15 protein-coding genes are annotated in these 18,964 nt (G+C 72.8%); 8 read left to right on the top strand and 7 right to left on the bottom strand.

Annotated features, from left to right (window positions below):
- Positions 1–3 precede the first annotated feature (3 nt).
- From ABD333_RS11585 to ABD333_RS11615, 7 genes are all read left to right on the top strand, one after another.
- Positions 4–213 (top strand): MbtH family protein, encoded by a 210-nt coding sequence (locus ABD333_RS11585; protein ID WP_344540325.1) that lies wholly within the window; start codon positions 4–6, stop codon positions 211–213.
- Positions 206–919, top strand: a complete 714-nt coding sequence (locus ABD333_RS11590; RefSeq protein ID WP_344540326.1) for a GNAT family N-acetyltransferase — start codon at positions 206–208, stop codon at positions 917–919. The genes ABD333_RS11585 and ABD333_RS11590 overlap by 8 nt, the downstream gene beginning before the upstream one ends.
- On the top strand, positions 916–1,653 hold the full coding sequence (locus tag ABD333_RS11595; RefSeq protein ID WP_344540327.1) for a thioesterase II family protein: 738 nt from the start codon (positions 916–918) through the stop codon (positions 1,651–1,653). Before ABD333_RS11590 ends, ABD333_RS11595 begins: the two co-directional genes overlap by 4 nt.
- 153 nt (positions 1,654–1,806) lie before the next feature.
- Positions 1,807–2,799 (top strand): ABC transporter ATP-binding protein, encoded by a 993-nt coding sequence (locus ABD333_RS11600; RefSeq protein ID WP_344540328.1) that lies wholly within the window; start codon positions 1,807–1,809, stop codon positions 2,797–2,799.
- A gap of 122 nt (positions 2,800–2,921) precedes the next feature.
- Positions 2,922–3,875, top strand: coding sequence for an ornithine cyclodeaminase family protein (locus ABD333_RS11605; RefSeq protein ID WP_344540329.1), 954 nt, complete (start codon positions 2,922–2,924; stop codon positions 3,873–3,875).
- A gap of 231 nt (positions 3,876–4,106) precedes the next feature.
- Positions 4,107–4,712, top strand: a complete 606-nt coding sequence (locus ABD333_RS11610) for a response regulator (protein ID WP_344540330.1) — start codon at positions 4,107–4,109, stop codon at positions 4,710–4,712.
- A gap of 422 nt (positions 4,713–5,134) precedes the next feature.
- Positions 5,135–5,761: a response regulator transcription factor gene (locus tag ABD333_RS11615; RefSeq protein WP_344540331.1), complete on the top strand. Its 627-nt coding sequence runs from the start codon at positions 5,135–5,137 to the stop codon at positions 5,759–5,761.
- Between the two features lie 7 nt (positions 5,762–5,768).
- Here ABD333_RS11615 and ABD333_RS11620 read toward each other — a convergent pair whose 3' ends face one another.
- From ABD333_RS11620 to lanKC, 5 genes are all read right to left on the bottom strand, one after another.
- Positions 5,769–7,799: a prolyl oligopeptidase family serine peptidase gene (locus ABD333_RS11620; protein ID WP_344540332.1), complete on the bottom strand. Its 2,031-nt coding sequence runs from the start codon at positions 7,797–7,799 to the stop codon at positions 5,769–5,771.
- On the bottom strand, positions 7,796–9,502 hold the full coding sequence (locus ABD333_RS11625) for an ATP-binding cassette domain-containing protein (protein WP_344540334.1): 1,707 nt from the start codon (positions 9,500–9,502) through the stop codon (positions 7,796–7,798). The genes ABD333_RS11620 and ABD333_RS11625 overlap by 4 nt, the downstream gene beginning before the upstream one ends.
- The gene (locus ABD333_RS11630) at positions 9,499–11,226 is read right to left on the bottom strand and encodes an ABC transporter ATP-binding protein (protein ID WP_344540335.1); all 1,728 of its coding nucleotides are present in this window, start codon (positions 11,224–11,226) and stop codon (positions 9,499–9,501) included. The genes ABD333_RS11625 and ABD333_RS11630 overlap by 4 nt, the downstream gene beginning before the upstream one ends.
- An 82-nt stretch (positions 11,227–11,308) precedes the next feature.
- Positions 11,309–11,440 carry a SapB/AmfS family lanthipeptide gene (locus ABD333_RS11635; RefSeq protein ID WP_344540336.1) on the bottom strand — a complete coding sequence of 44 codons (132 nt, stop codon included), beginning with the start codon at positions 11,438–11,440 and terminating at the stop codon, positions 11,309–11,311.
- A gap of 5 nt (positions 11,441–11,445) precedes the next feature.
- Positions 11,446–14,100, bottom strand: coding sequence for a class III lanthionine synthetase LanKC (gene lanKC, locus ABD333_RS11640; protein ID WP_344540337.1), 2,655 nt, complete (start codon positions 14,098–14,100; stop codon positions 11,446–11,448).
- Between the two features lie 282 nt (positions 14,101–14,382).
- Between lanKC and ABD333_RS11645 the strand changes: the two genes are divergently transcribed.
- On the top strand, positions 14,383–14,601 hold the full coding sequence (locus ABD333_RS11645) for an EF-hand domain-containing protein (protein WP_344540339.1): 219 nt from the start codon (positions 14,383–14,385) through the stop codon (positions 14,599–14,601).
- A gap of 13 nt (positions 14,602–14,614) precedes the next feature.
- On the opposite strand, the gene ABD333_RS11650 is transcribed toward ABD333_RS11645, so the two are convergent.
- Positions 14,615–17,587 carry a helix-turn-helix transcriptional regulator gene (locus ABD333_RS11650; RefSeq protein ID WP_344540341.1) on the bottom strand — a complete coding sequence of 991 codons (2,973 nt, stop codon included), beginning with the start codon at positions 17,585–17,587 and terminating at the stop codon, positions 14,615–14,617.
- Positions 17,566–18,801: a glycosyltransferase gene (locus ABD333_RS11655; protein WP_344540343.1), complete on the bottom strand. Its 1,236-nt coding sequence runs from the start codon at positions 18,799–18,801 to the stop codon at positions 17,566–17,568. The genes ABD333_RS11650 and ABD333_RS11655 overlap by 22 nt, the downstream gene beginning before the upstream one ends.
- Positions 18,802–18,964 lie beyond the last annotated feature (163 nt).

The raw sequence follows: 18,964 nt of genomic DNA on the forward strand, positions 1-18,964 counted from the left end.
CTGATGACCAACCCCTTCGAGGACGCCGACGGCACCTATGTCGTGCTGACCAACGACGAGGGCCAGCACTCGCTGTGGCCGTCGTTCGCCGAGGTGCCCGCCGGCTGGACGGTCGCCAAGACCGAGGACACGCGGCAGGCCTGCCTGGACTACGTCGAGGAGAACTGGACCGACCTGCGCCCGAAGAGCCTCATCGAGGCGATGGGTGGCTGATCCCGGGCGGCCCGCCCTGCGGAACGCCCTGGAGCTCCCCGCGGTCACCGAGTGGACGATGGAGATGCGCGACGCCGCCGACCTGCGGCCCGCGCCGCCGCCGGACGCCCCGATGACCTTCACCCGGTCCCGGGTCCCCTCGCCCGACGTCAGCCGCGCCCTGTACGCCGCGGTCGGCGCCCGGGTGTGCTGGACCGACCGGTTCCCCTGGAGCCACGAGGACTGGTGGGCCTGGCTGGACCGGCCCGAGCTGGCCACCTGGCTCGTGATGGCGGAGGGCACGGTCGCGGGGTTCTTCGAGATCGAGGCGCAACCGGGCGGCGACACCGAGATCCACCTCGTCGGGCTGACCCCGGCGTTCGTCGGCAGGGGGTACGGCGGGCACCTCGTCGAGCAGTGCGTGCACCGCGCGTGGCGGCGGGGGCGGGACTGGGCCGAGCACACCGGCCCGGCGACGCGGGTCTGGCTGCGGACCAGCACGCTCGACCATCCGAACGCGATGGGCAACTACCGGCGCCGCGGCTTCAAGGTGGCCGCCGAGACGACCCGGCCCAAGCGCGTGCCCGATCCGCGCCTCGCGCCCTGGCCGCTGCCCGATGATCCTCGGCCGCGTCCTCGTACCGTAGTGTCCGAGGAGGCCGCCCGTCCCCCCGCATCCCCGGGCGCGCCGCCGCCCGTGTGGGACGAGGAGGAGTTGATCTCGTGACCTGGTTTCGTTGCGCCGAGACGCGGCCGTGGGCCTCGATGCGCCTGTTCTGCCTGCCGCACGCGGGCGGGTCGGCGGGCTTCTACCGGTCGTGGGCCAAGGAGATCAGCCCGGCCGTCGAGGTGCACGCCGTGCAGTACCCCGGACGGGCCGACCGCCTGGCCGAGGCGTTCGTCACCGACGCCCACCAGCTCGCCCGCCTCGTCGCGGGCGCCATGGCCCCGCTGCTCGACCGGCCGGTCGCGCTCTTCGGCCACAGCATGGGCGCCGTCCTGGCGTACGAGGTGGCGCGCCTGCTGCAGGAACGCGGCGGCCCGCCCGTGCACGTGTTCGCCTCCGGCGGGCGCCCGCCGCACGACCGCGGCGACGACCGGGTCGCCGACCGGGACGACGACGGCGTGGTCGCCGAGATGGTCAGGCTCGGCGGCACCGACGCGGACGCCCTCCAGGAGCCCGAGCTCCGCGAGCTGGTCATGCCCTACGTCCGCAACGACTTCCGGCTCATCGAGGATTACGTCCACCGGCCCGGTCCGCGTCTCACCGTTCCCCTGACCACCCTCGTCGGCGACGCCGACCCGCACGTGACCGAGGCGCAGGCGGCCAGGTGGGGCGAGCTCACCGACGGCCGTTTCGCGCTGCGGGTGTTCGGCGGCGACCACTTCTACCTCGTGCCGCGCCAGTCGCAGGTGCTGGCCGAGGTCATGCGGACGCTGGAGGTCCCCGCCGGACCGTGACCCGCCCGGACGGCATCGGCTGGACGTGGTGTCCAATATCGGACCGCTCAGGGTCTCGTCGCGGCGGCGGGGCCGTCGTACAGTCGAAGCGGCGGGGGCCGGCTGGAAGAGCTGCGGACATCCCGCCCCCGGAGGCCCCGCCTGGGAGTGGCCATGGGCGTCGAGATCCGGGTGGAAGGGCTCAAGAAGTCGTTCGGGCGGCAGGTCATCTGGGAGGACGTGAGCTTCACGATCCCCGCCGGTGAGATCTCCGCGCTGCTGGGGCCGTCCGGCACCGGCAAGTCGGTCTTCCTCAAGAACCTGGTGGGCCTGCTGCGCCCCGACCGCGGCCACGTCTTCGTCGGCGGCGGGGACGTGCCGCGCCTGCGGGAGAACGAGCTGTACGACATGCGCCGCAAGTTCGGCGTGCTCTTCCAGGACGGCGCCCTGTTCGGCTCCATGAACATCTACGACAACATCGCCTTCCCGCTGCGCGAGCACACCCGCAAGAGCGAGTCGGAGATCCGCCGGATCGTGCTGGAGAAGATGGAGATGGTCGGGCTCACCGGCGCCGAGGCCAAGCTGCCCGGCGAGATCTCCGGCGGGATGAAGAAGCGCGCCGGCCTGGCCCGCGCCCTGGTGCTCGACCCCGAGATCATCCTGGCCGACGAGCCGGACTCGGGGCTGGATCCGGTGCGCACCGCCTACCTCAACCAGCTGTTCGTGGACCTCAACACCGAGATGGGCGCGACGTTCCTCATCGTCACCCACGACATCGGGACGGCACGGGTGCTGCCGGACAACCTGGGCCTGCTCTTCCGGCGCGGGCTGGTGATGTTCGGGCCGCGCGAGATGATCCTGTCGAGCACGCACCCGGCGGTGAACCAGTTCTTCAACGCGCGGCGCCAGGGTCCCATCGGCATGGCGGAGGAGAAGGACCAGGCGGAGGTGGCGAGCGAGGGCGCGATCCCGAAGGCCATGCCGGCGCCGATCCCGCCACAGCTCATGCCCAGCGACGGGCGGCTGCGCCCGTCGATGCGGCGGCCGGGGGAGTGGCTGCGCGAGCACCAGACCAAGCCGCCGCCCGGATCGTTCATCGACGACCAGGGACGCAACTGGATGACCGACTGGGACTCGCTGGTGCACGCGCGCGAACGCCCGCAGTGACGCGGGGCCGGGCCTCGCGGGGCGCCGGTCGCGTGACCGTGCGCTGTCGAGCGGCGACCTGGTGTCGCGGTATGAAATCTTCCGTCTCGACTCCCTGACGGTCGGGACGCGAGAATGTACTGGTGACGCTGCTGCTCAACCGCTCCCAGCTGGAGTCCCTGCTCGTTCCGGCCGACTGCCTCGACGCGCTGCGCCGGGGTTTCGTGGCCGAGAGCGGGGAGGTGAGGCCGCAGCGGGCGGTGACCTCGCTGCCCGGGCCGGGCAGCGCGACCGCACTGATCCCCGGCCTGATCGAGGACGTGCCCGCGTACACGGTGAAGGTCAACGCCAAGTTCCCCGGCGTACGGCCCGCCCTGCGCGGCGTGGTGTGCCTGCACGACCTCCACACCGGCGAGCTGCTGGCCCTGCTCGACTCGGCCACCGTGACCGCCTGGCGCACCGGCCTGGCCGCGGCGCTGGGCACCCACGCCCTGGCCCGGCGGGACGCCGGCACGGTCGCGGTCATCGGCGCGGGCGCGCAGGCCGACCTGGTGCTCACGGGCCTGGCGGCGCTCCGCCCGGTGCGTGAACTGCTCGTGTACGACGTGGACGCAGGGCGCGCCGCCGAGTTCGCCGAACGGCACGGCCTGCGGCGCGGCGTCCCCGCCACGATCGCCGCGGACGCGCGCTCCGCGGCGGCCGGCGCGGGGATCGTCGTCATGGCGACCTGGGCGCGGCGACCCCTGCTGAACGGCGGGGACGTGGCCGCGGGCGCCCACGTGACCTCGCTCGGCGCCGACGAGCCCGGCAAGGCCGAACTGGGCGCGGACCTGCTGGAGAGCGCCCGCGTGGTGGTCGACGACGTCGCGCTCGCGGTCGAGATGGGGGTGCTCGGCAGCGCCGGGCTGGACGTCAAGCATGCCGCGGGAACGCTGCGTGACGTGCTGCTCGGGGAGGTGCCGGGCCGTGTGAAGGACGACGAGATCACCGTCTACGCCCCGGTCGGCCTGCCCTGGCAGGACCTCGCCGTCGCCTGGGTCGCCTACCGCGCCGCCAGGGACGCCGGCACCGGGATCTCCTTCGACTTCCTGCGCTGACGGCGACCTGTTTCCCCTAATTCGGCTCGGAAGAATCCACCCTCGATGTTGACTCGGTGAAATCTTCTTACTTCACTCTGGGACTGCGCCCCATCCCCCTGCCGTCAAAGGTTGTCGTATGCCTCAGCTGCTCCCTTCTTGCCTCCGATCGCCCGCCCTCCGCCCCGCGGCCCCACCTGACCGCCGCGTTGACCTGCCGATGGGTCCTGCGGCCATCGGGAGGCACGCGCGATGACCCGATTGGTGATCGGCGACGCGGCGCCGCTCTTCCGGTACGGTCTCGTCGCTCTCCTGGACGGGATGTCGGACCTTGAGGTCGTCGCCGCGGCCGACTCCGGAGAGAAGGTCGTCAAGGCCGGGCTCGAACACCGGCCCGACGTGGCGGTGCTGGACGTCGACCTTCCCGACATGGACGGTTTCACCGCGTCGGAGATGCTCCATGACGAGGTGCCCGAGTGCCTGTCGGTCCTCATGACGACGCGGTCGCGGCCCGGTGACGTACGCCGGGCGGCCTCGGCGCACGCGCTCGGCCTGGTGCTCAAGGACACCTCGCCCGACGGCCTGGTCGCGGCCGTCCGCAAGGTCGCCCGCGGCCGGCGGGTGGTCGATCCGGACCTGGCGTTCACCGAGCTCAGCGCGGCGGAGAACCCGCTGACCGACCGTGAGCGCGAGGTGCTCGTGCTGGCCTCCCGGGGCGCCTCCGCCGACCAGATCGCCGACAGCCTCCTGCTGGCCATTGGCACGGTCCGCAACCATCTGTCGCGCATCAACCGCAAGATCGGTGCGCGCAACCGCGTGCACGCGATCCGGATCGCCGAAGAGGCGGGCTGGTTGTAAACGGCAGGCCGCATCCAATACGGACCAAACCTTACAAAAGGGACCCAAACTAGAACGATCATGTCATGGCCGATATCGGCCGGACCCTCTTTACCGGGGCTTTGCTTACGTCAAGCGCGCCTGCCGACGATTCGTGTGTCGCTCCGATGTCTTGCCTTTCATTTGACGGTGACACTCGGCGGTGTACAGGTTCGACGGTTAATTCGGGCCGGGTTGGGGAAGTAACGGCTGGTTTGACGCACAGGCAGACTTTCGTCACCCTAAGTGGTGGCCCCTTCAACTCAGCCCAGTTAAGGCGGCGCCATGCAATGCGTAGTTTTTTCCCCTGTCCAGCATATGACTGGTATGTGTTTCGCGAGTCCGAAGCCGATCCTCCATGGCGCGCACTCGATTCCGCCTCGACCTGATCAAAGGGAATACAGGTGATTCGAGTACTGATAGCGGAGGATGTGCATCTTTTGCGAAGCGGACTTGTCGCGCTTCTTGACGGGGAGGCGGATATCTCGGTGGCCGGAACGGTGGAATGCGGCGCGAAGCTCGTGCCGGCCGCCCGCCGGGGTCTCCCGCACGTCGCGCTCATCGATATCGACCTGACCGACATGGACGGCTTCAAGGCGGCCGACCTGCTCCACGACCAGCTGCCCGGCTGCGCCGTGATCATCATGGCCGGGCACTGCAAACCGGGGGATCTGCGGCGCGCCGTCGCCATCGGCGCGGCCGGGTTCCTGCTCAAGGACACCTCCCCGGCCGACCTGGTCGACGCCATCCGCCGGGTCGCCCGCGGCGAACGCGTCATCGACGCCGACCTGGCGTTCGCCGAGCTCGGCGAGAGCCGGGCCGCCAGCCCGCTGACCCCCCGGGAGATCGAGGTCCTCAAGGCCGCGGCCGAGGGGTGCACGGTCGGCGAGATCGCCCAGCGGCTCTACCTCGCCAGCGGAACGGTGAGCAACTACCTGTCGCGCATCCTCACCAAGATCGATGCGCGGACCCGGGTCGAGGCCGTGTCCATCGCCAAGGAACGCGGCTGGCTGTGGACCGACAACGGCTGATCGGGGGTCACGGGGCGGCGGGGCGCAGGCCCGTGTGGGCGGCGGCGAAGGCGAGCATGTCGGCGGCGAGCTCCAGCGACCGGCTGGCCGCCCGGGCGCCGTGGCCGACGCCGGCCTCGCGGCGCAGGAGCACCGGGCGCGAGCCGCCGGTCGCCCATTGAAGGTTCGCGCACATCTTGCGGGCGTGCAGCGGGTCCACCCGGGTGTCGCCGTCGAAGACCGTGAACAGCACGGCCGGGTAGTCGACGCCTTCCCGCACGTGGTGGTACGGGGAATAGGCGTACAGCCAGCGGAACTGCTCGGGCACCGAGGCCGAGCCGTACTCGCCGCTCCAGGCGGCGCCGAGTCCCGAACGTTCGTACCGGACCATGTCGAGCAGCGGTGCCACGCAGACCGCGGCGGCGAACAGCTCCGGCCGTTGCGTGAGGGCCGCGCCGACCAGGAGGCCGCCGTTCGACTCGCCCCAGATCGCCAGCCGGTCCGTGGTGGTGAGGCCCTCGGAGACGAGCTTCTCGGCGGCGGCGATGAAGTCGTCGAAGACCCGCTGCTTGCGGTCGAGCACACCGGCGCGGTGCGACGACAATCCCTGCTCGCCGCCGCCGCGCAGCCGGGCGATGGCGAGGCGGCCACCGGCGTCGACCCAGGCCAGCGCGTCCGCCGCGTACGAGGGCGTGAGCGGGACGCCGAAGCCGCCGTACCCGTACAGGATCGTGGGCAGTGGGCCCTCGGCGCCGGCGGGGCCCATGACGGTGACCTCCACCGGCGAGCCGTCCGCGGAACGGCACTCCAGCGTCCGGGTCGCCACGTCGGGGATGCGGACCTCACCGGGCGGCCGCTCCCAGAGCTCCGTCTCTCCCGTTCGCGCGTCGTAACTCCAGACGGCCTCCGGGGTGACGGTGTCGGTGTAGGTGAACCAGACCGTGTGGCCGCCCTCGGGCCGGGCCGCCAGCGGGCCGACCGAGCCCGGACCCGGCAGCGGGACGCCGGCGAGCCGTTCGCCGGTGATCAGGTCGTGCACGGTCAGCTCGCTGATCGCCTTGCGTATCCAGGCCACGACCAGGACCGGCCGCTCCAGCCCGTCCAGGATCGCGAAGTCGGTGAGCACCGCCTCCGGATCCTCCGCGATGAGCTCGCGTTGCACGGTGGGCTTGGCCGGGTCGGCGACGCTGATCCGGACCCGCGGCGCCCGGTGGTCGGTCACCACGTACATGCGCTCGCCGCGGACGATCAGCACGCTCCTGGCGTCGACGCCCTGCTGGACCGGGACGAACTCGGGCTCCTCGGGACGGCTCGCCGACAGGTCGGCGAGCCACAGGTCGTTGCGCGGGCTGGTGCCGGGCACGGCGGAGACGGCGAGCCGGCGCCCGTCCTGACTGATCCCCAGACCGTACGAGGTCGGGCCGCCGGTGTCGGCGCTGAAGACGACCGGGTCGAGGTCGGCCGGGGCGCCGAGGCGATGGAGACGGACGTCCTTGGACGTCGCCGTGGTCCGGACGTAGTAGAACCCCTGCCCGTCCGGCAACCATGCCACCGGCGAATAGCGGCAGCGGTCGATCGGCCCGTCGACGATCCGGCCGGTCCCGACGTCCATGACGTACAGCTCGGCACGTTCGGTCCCGCCGGTGGACACCTGATAGGCCAGCAGCCGGCCCTCGTGGCACGGCTGCCAGGCGTCCAGCGTCGTCAGGCCGGCCGGGTCGAGCACGGTGGGATCGATGAGGACGCGGGAGGCGCCGTCGTCGGCGACGTACAGGACCGCGTGTTCCTCGCCCGCCGCCCGGCGCAGGAAGAACCGGCGGTCTCCGCGCCACAGCGGGGCCGTGACCATGCCGGTTCCGGCCAGCGCGGCGCCGCGGGCGCGCAGTTCGTCCCTGCCCGTCAGCGTGCCGGCGGCCTCCCGCCAGAGCTCGTCCTGGGCGGCCAGCCATTCGCCCGTCCGCTCGGCGGCCGGGTCCTCCAGCCAGCGGTACGGGTCGGGTACGCGGTGGCCGTGCAGGTCGTCGACGACCGGCTGCCGCTCGGCGGGCGGATATCTCATCGCACGGACTCCCGTTCGTGATCAAGTTCGGCGGCACGCCAGTGCCCGACCAGCTCGGCATAGCCGGGGGCGTCCCGGACCAGTTCGGCGTGGGTGCCCTGCCAGACCCGCGTGCCGTCCATGAGCAGCACCCGTCGTGCCCGCCGGGCGGAGCTGATCCGGTGGGCGACCACGATGAGCGTGGTGCTCCGGCGGGCGAAGGCGGACTCGGCCAACGCCTCGGCCGCCGGGTCGAGGTGGCACGTGGCCTCGTCCAGGATGATGAGCCTGGCGGGGGACAGGTAGGCCCTGGCCAGCGCGATCAGCTGGCGTTCCCCGGCGGAGAGCGAGCCGGGGTCGATCTCGGCATGGTGCCCGCCGAGCCGCTCGGCCAGCGCGGCCATGCCCACCGCTTCGACCGCCTCGTCCACCGCGTGTTCGGAGGAGCCGAGCACCAGGTAGGTCAGGTTGTCCCACAGCGAGCCCCGGAAGACGTACGCCTCCTGCGGGATCAGCACGCGCGCGGCGGGTTCGAGCCGGTCCGCGGGCACGCCGCCGACCAGCACGCGGCCCGCGTCCGGGACGACGATCCCGGTGATCAGCGCCGCCAGCGTGGACTTCCCGATCCCGCTGGGGCCGAGCACGGCCAGATGGTCTCCCTCGTCCACCCGCAGGTCGAGGCCGTCGATGACGGGAGCGGCATGCGGTCCGTACGCGAACGTGACGCCATCGACCGTGACGTCGGCCCCCGCCGCGGGCGTCGTCCTGGCCTCGGCGGCCGGTACTTGCGACTGCTCCAGGATCCTGTTCAGCGACACGATCAGCCGGACGCCGCTGACCCCGAGACCCTCGACCAGACCGCCGAACGCGGGGGTCAGCGACTGGGTGACATAGGCGAGCGCCCCGATGATGACACCGGGGTCGGCGCCGTTGCGCAGCAGCCAGGGGGCTCCCGCCAGCAGCGCCAGCACGGGCAGCCACCCGCCGAGGGACAACGACAGCGTGCGCACCGCGGTCACGCGAGCCAGCCCCCGTCCCGCCGCGGCCTGCTCCGCCACCCGGTCCCCGGCCGTGGCGCCCACGCGGTCCTCGGCGCCGCACGCCGTGATGTCGCGCAGACCGCCGGCCACCGTGGCGAAGACCTCGACGTTGCGCTCGTCCGTCAGCAGGAAGTGCCGCTGCCTGCGGGCCAGCGCGGGCAGCGACAGCAGGAACAGCGCGACGCCCGCGCAGAACGGCGGCAGCACCAGCCACAGCACCTCGGGGACCAGGGTGAGCATCCCGAGCGTCACGCTCGCCACCGTGAAGGCGAACGACCGCACGACCGAGATGACCGCGGCGAAGGCGTCCCTCGCCAGCTCGACTTGCAGGGTGGAGCGCGCGACCACCGACGAGCGCGGTTGTTCGAGCGCCGCGGTACGGCGCAGGGTCGCGTCCACGATCCGGATCAGCAGCCGGTCGCGGAACGGCTCGACGACCCCGGCGACGGCCAGCATCACCTGGCGGGCGCCGAACGCGGCCACCAGCCAGGCCGCGCCGAGCACGGCCAGCCATGCCATCCCGGTCCACGGCCGGTCCGCCGCGAACCCGTCATCGATCGCCCGCGCGATCGCGTGGCCGATGACGAACGCGGGCGACGCCTCCAGCACCGACCAGAAGCCGATACGGGCGAGCATGCGGGGCTCGCGGCGGAGCGCGTCCCACAGGAACCCGCCGGCGGTCATCCGGCCTTCACCTCATCGTCCTCCTGACCGTCCTGGAAAACCGCGCGGTAACCGGGGTCGGCCCACAGGACGTCGTGCCGGTCGCACGCGCGGATCCGGCCGCCCTCCAGCCAGACCACCCGGTCGGCGCGGGCGGCGGTGCCGACCCGGTGCGCCACGATGAGGCGGGTGCGGCCGCTCAGCCGCCCGGTCAGCGCCTCGCCGACCTGGTATTCGGTCACCGTGTCGAGGCTGGAGGTCGCGTCGTCCAGGACCAGCAGGCGCCGCCCCTGCGCGAAGGCCCGCGCCAGGCCGACCCGCTGCTTCTCCCCGCCCGACATGGGGGCGTCCCGCAGCGGGGTCGCGTACCCGCCGGGCAGCCGGTGTATGAACGTGTCGGCCCGGGCGGACACGGCCGCGGCCTGGACGACCTCGTGATCGCGCTCGGGCAGTCCCAGGGCGATCGCGTCTTCGAGGGTCGCCTCGTCGAGGGGGCCGCCCACCAGCGTCGGTCTTTCGAACGCGAACCCGATCGCCCGGCGCAGCTCGTCGCGTGCCAGCTCGGGCAACGGCACGCCGTCGAGCAGCACCGTTCCGCGATCGGGGTCCACCAGCCGTCCGGCGAGCGCGGCCAGCAGCGACTTGCCCGTACCGGACCGGCCGACGACGGCCGTGGCGGTACCGCCGGGGAGCACGAGATCGAGATCGTCGAGCACGGGCCTGCCGTCCCGCGCCAGCGCGACACCGCGGAACTCCACGGTGCCCGGGCCGTCCGCGGCGGCCGTCCGCTCGCCGTGCTCGACGGGCGGGTCGGCCAGCAGCTCGGCGACCCGTCCCGCGGCGGCGCGGGCTCTCGCCAGCCGCCCGACATGGCCCAGCGCGGCACTGAAGCCCGCGCCCAGCACCACGTACCGCGCGGCCGCGTACAGTTCGCCGACGGAGAGATGGCCGGAAGCGAGCCGCCACCCCCCGACTGCCAGCACGGTCACCTCCAGCAGCGGCATCGCCAGGCCCGCCTGGACGCCCGCCCGCGCGTTCGCGCGCCACAGGCCCATCCCGTGCTCGCGCAGCGCCGGCAGGGGCGCCAGCACCCGGCTCGTCTCCGCCGGGACGGTCCCCGCCGCGGCGATCGTGCGCGCGCCGCCGAGCGCGTCGAGGAGCCGGGACGCGATGTCGCCCTGTGTCTTCTGGTAGCCGGCCGACAGCGTCGTGGTGTCGCGCAGGAACGCGCGCAGCACCAGGCTGATCATGACCAGCCCGCCCAGCAGGGTGAACGGCAGCCACAGGTCGATCAGGGCGAGCGCGACCAGGCTGCCCGCGGTCGGCAGCAGCAGCGCGGCGGTGGTGATGAGGGCTTCGGGCGCGCGGCCGACCTCTTCGGTGTTCATGCCGAGCCTGGTCACCAGGTCGCCCTCGGGCAGCCGGCGCGTCATCGCCGGGCCGGTGCCCATCACGTGCTTCAGCACCGACCGGCGCAGCCAGGCCGACGCCTGCGCCCCGGTGGCCCCGGTGGCCCAGATCCCGAGGCCCTCGCAGGCCACGACCCCGGCGACGACGGCCACGCAGACGATCAGCCAGTCGTCCTGGTGCGCCCCGCCGCTGATGAGGGCGTCGACCGTGCGGCCCATGACGTAGGGCAGGGCCAGTTGCAGGAGCGCGCCGCCGATCGCCGTCGTCAGGAGCACGCCCAGCCAGGCGCCGCCGCTCCTGAACGTCCTGGCCACCAGCCGGTCCGCAGCCCGCACGATCCTCCTTCACAGAACATGACGGTGCCCTGGGCGACCGGATGGGACATCGGCCGCCCAGGGATTGCCGCCCTTAGCTCACTCAGTGGCACAGAGCCGCGCTGAGGTTGCTCGGCTTGCCAGAGTGGCAGGTCAGCAGCGTCAACGTGCTGCCACCGCTCGCCACGTCCGAGGACGTGGGTGCCTGGAGACCCTGCAGGTCGAGAAGCGCCATGTGTGTTACACCTCCTTTCCTCGTTGATAGGAGTCGTCCCCGTCCGGCGTTGTGACGCGCAGAGGCTCCTTGGCCAGGGCCTGTGCGCCGCCGAACGGGCTGATGAAGGGGAGGAACACGCGCTCCGCGTCCGATGCGGACTGGAGCGCGAACAGGACTCCGGCCGTGCCGGTGGCGAAGTCCATGGAGAGCCGCAGCAACTGGTCGCCGGGATAGGCGAGTCCGCCGCCGTACGGCATCGCGTGCCACTGGAGCCCGCGGATCTGCTCGGGCAGCAGCGGGTCGGCTTCGTCCACGCCGTGGCGCAGGCCCATCGCGAGCGCGGCGATGATGCCGGCGCGGCCGTTGAACAGGCCCGGCAGGACGAAGTAACCGGAGCGGGCGGGCAGGCGCAGGTCGGCGAGGTCCTGGGCGAACCCGTGGACGTCGTCGGGGCGATGGACGAGATAGCGCGCCACCGCCAGGCCGAGCCCGACCGAGCCCTCTTCGAGGTAGGGCAGGTAACGCCAGCCCTGGTTGACCTGGAGCGAGCCGTCCTTGGTGCGGATGCAGCGGCGGATGTCCTGGCGCAGGGCGTCGGCGGCCTTGTCCAGCAGGCCCGGGTCACCGGTGCGCTCGTAGGCGTGCATGAAGAGCAGCGCCGGGCCGCTGGAGCCGTGGAACAGGCCCGCGCGGGGGTTGTCGCCGCCGCTGATCTCCGGCACGTCCTCGGGCCCGCCGAGCCGGTCGGCGCAGATGTCGACGATCTTGTCGGCGACGGCGCGGAGGTTGGGCTCGTTCGTGCGCTCGGCGAGGTGCAGGAGGTTGAGCCCGAGCCCCGACAGGCCGGTGTGCAGGCTCGGGCCGAGGATCTCCCACTTCTCCTTGAGCGTGATGTCCAGGACGTCGAGGGCGTCCTGCCGGCGGCCGAGCCGGTCCAGCACGTACGCCACGCCGTGCAGCCCGTCATAGAAGCCCAGGCTCGTGCCGGACGCGGGGTTCAGTGCCCGCTCGCTCAGCCAGCTCTCGTACTCGGGGAATCGTTCGTCCCCGGTCTCCGACAGCGCGTACAGGATGCCCGCCGCGCCGGTGGCGATGTTGATGGCGCCGCCCGGCTGGAACTGCGCCACGTCGCCGGGGAACAGCCGGTCGTCACGTTCGGGGGTGGCGCTGGCCAGGATGGCGCGGCGCATGGCGTCCCGCACCTCCTGCCAGGACGCGTCGCCCGGCAGCGGCAGGTCCCGCATCGCGCCGCCGTCGTCCTCCGGCTCGTCGCCGAGGATGAGCTCGCGGGCCTCGTCGATCATCTGCGCCGGCACCGGGAACGTCCGCCGGATCAGCCCGGCGAGCTGGGTGATCTTCTGCCGGTGCATCATCAGCATGATCGTCGTCTGCGGGGCGAACAGGCCCATCCGCAGGCACGCCAGCGAGTACTCGTCCGCCGCCACCCCGGTGCGGTCGCGCGGCGGCGCGAACGCCGGGTTGGCCAGCGCCGACCGGGCCTCGTCGGCGGCCAGCGTGGCGACCTCGAAGTCGATCAGCACCAGCCGGTCGTCGGCGGTCACCAGGATGTTGTTGGGGTGCAGGTCGCCGAACACGACGCCGCGCCCGTGGAGCGACCGCACCGCCGACTCGACCTGTCCGAGCATGTCGACGGCCCACTCGGTGTATTCGGCGAGCGTCTCCTCGGTGCAGGTGGCCCGGGTCAGCGGGTAACGCTGGACGAGGATCCGCTGCAACGGGTTGCCGTCGACGAACTCCTGGACGACGAAGTGATGGTCGCCCAGCGTGAAGTAGTCGTGCAGCTCGGGCACGCAGTCGAGCCCGGCGAGCCGTTCGAGGATGTCGCGCTCGTGCTTGAGCCGCGTCACGGCGTCGCGGCCCGCGGCGTCGAGGCCGGCGTGCGGACGGGCCTCCTTGAGCACCACCCGCTCGTCCGAGCGCTTGTCGCGGGCCAGGTACACCCCGCCGCCGTTGGAGAAGTGCAGGACGGACTCCACCTGGTACGGCAGCTCCGTGGTCGTGACGGCGTTGCGGGCGGCCAGATGCGGTTCGAGGAACGCGGGGAGCGTCGTCCATGGCGGGACGCTGAAGGTCGCGCCGCGGACGTCGGGGACCAGCCGGCCTTCCCCGTCCTCCAGGGCCAGCACGAGCTCGCCGTTCTGGCTGAGGACCTTGCGCTCGGCGAAACCGCCATAGCGGACATAAAGGGGGCCGTCGGCATAGCGCAGATCGCTGAGGATGTACGGGCCCCGGACGTCGCGCAGGAGTTCGTCCAGCTCCTTGAGCACCAGTTCCAGCTCGCCGGCGTCGCGCGGGTAAATGGTCGCGAGTTTCCCGCTGGATGATCGTGAGGCCGTCTTCGCGTTGTACATGACCAGCGCGGATTGTCCCCGCAGGTACTTGAATGCGATTCCACGGGGGAGGCAGTAGTCCCACAGCACGCCCAGGGCGCGCTCGGCATCGTCCAGGCAGGCAGAGACATGGATCTTCCAGCCCTGGGACGGCAGCGGCTCTCCGTCACCGAGGCCGTAGTACATCCAGGTGTCGGTCTCGATACGGACCCAGTCGGCGGGCACTTCGCGGCGAACGAGGGAGAAGTCCGAGGCCTCGGTCTGGTCTTCGCCGAGCTTGTCATAAAAAAGCCGGTCGGCCAGGCAATAAGGCTCGTACTGGTCCATCGATTCCCTCCCGTGTTGCTCCATTAGGGAGAATTTCGGATTCGACCAGAAAGGACTAGTCGTATCTTCAACTGTTGACCGTGTATCTTTCACGATTGGTTTCGTGCGTTCTTCACGCAGGCCCGGTGGCCTATGTCGCGATCAGGGAAGGTCCGGTCCGCTCGCGAGTGACGCTCACCCACCGTCGCCGCATGGTCGCCGCCCGTCATTCCGGCGGCGGCGGGAGCAAGATCGTGCTTCGATGCTGCTCTGCCCCGCAGCCATCGCACGAAAGGTCAGCCCATGCCGGATATCGACGACCCGACCGCCACGTTCCAGGAGTTCGACCGGGACGGTGACGGATATATCACCCGGGCGGAGTTCACGCTCGCGATGAAGGCGCGCGGCGAGGAGGTCACCACCGCCGAGCTCGACTCGATCTTCAAGGCCGCGGACGAGCGCGACGGGGACGTGGACGGGCGCATCTCACTGGCCGAGTTCCTGGTCGCCTGGGAGAAGTGAGTCAGCCGCCCCGTCAGGGGACGTCCGGAAACCCTTCGCGGTGGGCGACGGCGGCGGCCTGGGTGCGGCTGGCCACGCCGAGCTTGGCGAGGATGTTGGAGACGTGCACGCTCGCGGTCTTCGGGGAGATGAACAGCGCCGCCGCGATCTCCTTGTTGTTGCGCCCCTCCGCGACGAGCCGCAGCACCTCGCGCTCGCGCGCGGTCAGCGCGTCCAGCGGGCCGGACGGGGCCGCGGACGGGGCCGCGGGCGGGCCCGCCGAGCCCAGGCGCGCACGCGTGCCCAGGTCGGCGAGGGCGCGGCGGAGGGGCGCCGCGCCGAGCCGGTCGGCGTCCCGGACGGCCGCCTCCCACTCCCGTGCCGCCTCGGCGCGATCGCCGTGTTCGGCCAGCGCCTCGGCCAGCCGCCATCGCGCCCGCGCGATCTCGTACACGAATCCGTAGTCGAAGGACTTCACCACCGCCCGCCACAGCGCGGGGTCGTTGTCGCCGTACGCGCGGGATCGTTCGGCCTCGGCCCGGGCGAGCCACGCGTGGCCCTCCACGCCGAGCCACGCCCGGGCCTGACCGTCGGGCGTGGTGGTGGCGGCGCCCCGGGCCAGTTCCACGAACGCGTCGGCGCCCGCCATCGCGGCGCGCATGGCCGCGTCGTCACCGGCGGCGCGGGCGCGCACGGCCCGGTCGGCGTGCGCCTGCACGGCCGTGGCCGCGACCCGGATGGTGGGGGTGTCGCGCGGCCCCATGTGCGCCAGGGCGCCCGTCACGTGATCGAGCGCGGCGCCGGTGTCGCCGTGCCACAGCGCGTGCTCGGCCATGAGCCCGCGCGCGATGTAGGCGACCAGCCACTCGTCGTCCCAGAGCGGCTCCAGCCAGCGCACGCGCTGCCCGATCGTGCCGCTGCCGCGGGCCACGTCGAGGAAGAGGACGTACGCGGAGGCCTCGGCCTCGGTGGAACGGCCCACGCGGATGCCGAAATCCGCGGCCAGCTCCCCGGCCCGGTCCCAGTCGCCCGTCGTGTAGTGCACGAGGAACTGCATGTTGCGCAGGATCGTGCCGTACCTGCTCCAGCCGAGGCCCTTGCCGAGGGTGAACCGCACACCCTCGTCGGCGGCCTCCGCCGCGCCGGCCAGGTCGCCGCGGTCGAACTTGGTCCGGGCGATGTGGAACGCGGCGCGCAGCGCCACCTGGAGGCTGCCGGCGCCGATCGCCAGGTCGCGGGCGCGGACGAACAGCTCGGTGAGGTCGGACGTGGGCTCCCTGGACTCCCGGTAGAGGCCGAGCGAGGTCAGCGCGCTGGCCTCCGCGTCGGCGGCGCCGGTGGCCCGCGCCACCTCGATGGCCTCCCGGGCGAGCTCGGGGACCTCCGGATACCGGTCGCTGAAGAGCATCGTGCGCACGTAGGTGGCCAGGAGGCCGGCGCGCTCCGGCGTCGGCGGGTCGGCCGGGAGCGTCTCGAGGGCGGCGCGGGCCACCGCCAGCGACTCGGCGTCCTCGTCCAAGTCGCCGAGGTAGTACGCGAGGGCCTCGTAGACCATCGCGGCCGTCCGCACGTCGCCCGGATCGACCAGGTCCACGAGCCGGCGCAGCCGCGCGACGGCCCGGCGGACCTCTCCCGAGCGGCCGGACGCCCGCACGGCGCTCAGGGCGAGCTCGACCCGGTCCATCCCGGCGGCCGTCTCGGGGTCGGGCACCGCCTCCCACAGGGACAGGGCCCGGTCGTAGTGCTCCTGCGCCTCGTCGGGGGCGCCGAGCTCCTCCGCCTCCTGCCCCGCCCGCACCGACGCGGCGAACGCGCCCGGCAGGTCGTGGGCCTGGAGGCTGTGGTGGGCGAGTTCGGCCGCGGCTCCGCGCCGCCCGGCGGCGGCGTCGCCGGCGAGCAGGGCGGCGAACGCGGCGTGCAGCCGCGTCGCCTCGCCCGGCAGGAGATCGGTCAGGGCGGCCTCGCGCAGCAGGGCGTGCCGGAACGCGTAGCCGTCGGAGCCGTCCGGCACGAGGAGACGGTGCGACACGATCTCGCGGAGGGCCCGCCCGACGGTCGCCTCGTCCAGTCCCGAGACCTGCCGGACCCGTTCGTCGTCCACCCGGCGCCCGGCGACCGCCGCGACCCGGACGACCTGCTGGGCGGCCTCCGACAGCCGTTCCAGCCGCGACAGCAGGAGCTCGGCGAGCCCGGCCGGCAGGTCGTCGCCCGTCCGGGCGGCGGCGAAGAGCTCGGCGGCGTAGAACGGGTTGCCCTCGGACCGGTCGTACACCCGGCGGGCGATGTCCGCGGAGAGCTCCGGCCCGCCCGGCGTCCCGTCGTCGAGCGCGGCCAGGTAGTCGGTGGTCTCCTCCGGGCCGAAGGGGTGCAGCTCGACCCCCGACACGTTCGGCAGCCGGAGCAGCTCGGCCACGACGGGCCGCAGCGGATGGCGCCGGTGCAGGTCGTCGGACCGGTAGGTGCCGACCAGGCACACCCGCTCCCGCTGCAGCACCCGGCTGAGGAAGACGAGCAGGTGCCGTGTCGAGGCGTCGGCCCAGTGGAGGTCCTCCAGGACCAGCAGCACGGGCCGGTCGGCGGACAGCTCGCCCAGCAGGCCCAGCACGGCGCCGAACAGCTGCTGCTGGGCCACGTCCGGCGCGGTGCCGGCCGGTTGCCCGCCGCCGTCCGGGAGGAGGCGGGCGAGCACCGGCCGGTCGTCGAGGGCGTCGCGGAGGGCCTGGCGTTCGGCGGGGGAGGCGAGCGGGTCCCGGGCCGCCGTCCACAGGGCGTCGGTGAGGGGCAGGTAGGGCATGCCCTCGCCGAGCTCGGCGCACAGGCCGGTCAGGACGGCGGCGCCGCGGGTGCGGGCGAGGGCGGCCAGCTCGGCGACCAGCCGGCTCTTGCCGACTCCCGCGTCGCCGCTGACGAGGACGACGCCCGCCTGGCCGGCGGCGGCGCGGTCGAGTGCGCCGGTGAGCTCGCCGAGCTCGGCCCGCCGCCCGATCAGGTCGTGCTGGTCTCCCACGTCTCCGAGTATTCCACCGGGTGGCACCGTTCCACGATCTTCGTGTAGGCGCGGGCGGTCTCGGCGGCGATGCGGTCCCAGGAGTAGCGGGAGTGCGCCCGGTCGGCCGCGGCGATCGAGAACCCGGCCAGGGTGGTCTCCTCGGCCAGCAGGAGCCGGACGGCCCGGCCGATCGCGGCGGGGCGGCCCGGCGGCACGTGCAGACCGGTGATCCCGTCCAGGACGCTGTCGGCGCTGCCGCCCACGGGAGTGGCGACGACCGGCACGCCGCAGGCCATCGCCTCCAGCGGCGCGAGCGGCGAGGTGCCGTGCGGGGCCAGGCACAGCGCCAGCTTGGCGGTGCGCAGCAGGCGCGGCAGGGTCTTGCGCGGCACGCCGCCGAGGAAGATCACGCGGTCGTCGACGCCGAGCTCCTTGGCCAGCAGCCGGAGCCGGTGCACGGAGGCGTCGCCCTCCAGCTCCTCGCGCGCCGGGCCGCCGGTGATCGCGAGCTCGGCGTTCGGGATGTGCACGAGGGAACGGATGGCGGTGGCGGTCCCGCCGTCCTCCAGGTCGGTGGACAGGACCACCAGGCGGTCCAGGTCGCCGCGCGGCAGCGCCGGGCCGAGCTGGGTGAACTGCTCGCCGTCCACGCCGTAGGGGGTGATGCCGATCCGGGTGCGCGGGACGCCCATGCGGACGAGCTTCTCGGCCTCGTCGACGCAGCCCGCCAGGACGGCGTCGGCGCCGCGGCCGATCGCCCTCTCCATGCGGATGCGGGCGGGGTGCACGCTCTTGCCGGCCTTGCGCTCGGTCATGCCCAGGCCGTGGTAGCTCTGCACGACGGGGACGTCGAGGTCGCGGGCGGCGGTGACGGCGGCCAGCCCGGCGATCCAGCCGTGGGCGTGCACGAGGTCGGGCTTGCCCTGGGGGGTGGACCAGCGGCGGAGCAGGCCGGAGGCGAGCTCGCTCACGTGCGGCAGCACCTCGCCGTCGGAGAGCGGCCGGGGCGGTCCGGCCTCCAGCTGGGTCAGCGTGGCGCCGGGGCTGAGCCGGGTCCGCGTGCGCGCCGCCTCGTCGTGGCGGCGGGTGTGCAGCGTGACCTGTCGGTCGGTGTGACCATCCGGCGTCGGGCGGCCCAGGGCGCGGGCGAGTTCTCGGACGTGAACGGACTGGACCTCGTCGCTCTCCAGGGTGGAGGCGGAGACAAGGGCTATGTTCAGGGGGCGAGACACGACACGACCTCCGGATATGCGCAGGGGCAACCAGGAGGTGTCGTCGTCTTAGACACCCGCTCGATCCATTGTTATCCGAAGTTGGGACGCACAAAACCTTCTTGGGGTGATCCGGTGGAAAAAGTTGCGGTGAGATAGGGAACCCGAACCATCGCGACCCCGT

It is taken from the genome of Actinomadura fulvescens, from assembly GCF_039533225.1.
GTDB lineage: Bacteria > Actinomycetota > Actinomycetes > Streptosporangiales > Streptosporangiaceae > Spirillospora > Spirillospora fulvescens.